At 68.0% G+C, this 629-nt stretch carries 1 protein-coding gene and 1 pseudogene; one reads left to right on the plus strand and one right to left on the minus strand.

Annotated elements, in window-relative coordinates:
- On the minus strand, positions 1-246 hold a 246-nt coding region (locus JCM9942_RS17595; RefSeq protein ID WP_256202435.1), incomplete at its 3' end, for an SAM-dependent methyltransferase.
- Between the two features lie 82 nt (positions 247-328).
- Between JCM9942_RS17595 and JCM9942_RS17600 the strand changes: the two are divergent.
- Positions 329-629: pseudogene (locus tag JCM9942_RS17600) on the plus strand (penicillin-binding protein activator); the annotation flags it as partial.

The following is a 629-nucleotide window of genomic DNA, read 5'->3' on the forward strand; positions in this document are numbered from 1 at the left end:
CGCCAGCGATTCGCCGCCCTGCAGACGCGCCACCACGCGCTGCGCCATCGCCTCTTCGTTATGGTCGTGCAGCGCCACCAGCGGCTTGCTGATCCCGAAGTGCGACAGCAGCTGGCCGGTATGGCGCGTGTCCTCGGCGCAGATCGCGGCCACCGTGCGCAACACCTCCTGCGCGCGCGGGCTCAGATCGGCCAGATTGCCGATCGGCGTGGCAACGACATACAAGGTGGCAGCAGCGGTACTCATCATCGGTATTTCCATGGGCCAAGGTTAGAATCGTACCGTTTCCCCAGCCCGGCACTGCCGCGCCCTGTCGAACGGACCCCAAATGAACAAGCCAGTCGCACGGATTTCCGCCCTGTCATTGTCGATGCTGCTGTTCGTGGGCTGCGCCACCACCAGCGTGGCCCCCACCAGCTCACCGGCCCAGCAGGCGGCCATCGCCCTGCTGGAACAGGGCAAACCGCGCGAGGCGGCGCAGCAGCTGGAAGCCCAGGCCGGCGCAGCCCGCGGTGCGGCCAAATCACAGCTGCTGGCCGACGCCGCCTTCGCCTGGCACGAAGCCGGTGACAGTGCCCGCGCACGCATGCTGATGGCGCAGGTGCAGATGCGCCAGCTCGGCGGTGCCA

The sequence above is a fragment of the Stenotrophomonas pictorum JCM 9942 genome, assembly GCF_001310775.1.
In the GTDB taxonomy this organism is placed as follows: Bacteria; Pseudomonadota; Gammaproteobacteria; order Xanthomonadales; family Xanthomonadaceae; genus Stenotrophomonas; species Stenotrophomonas pictorum.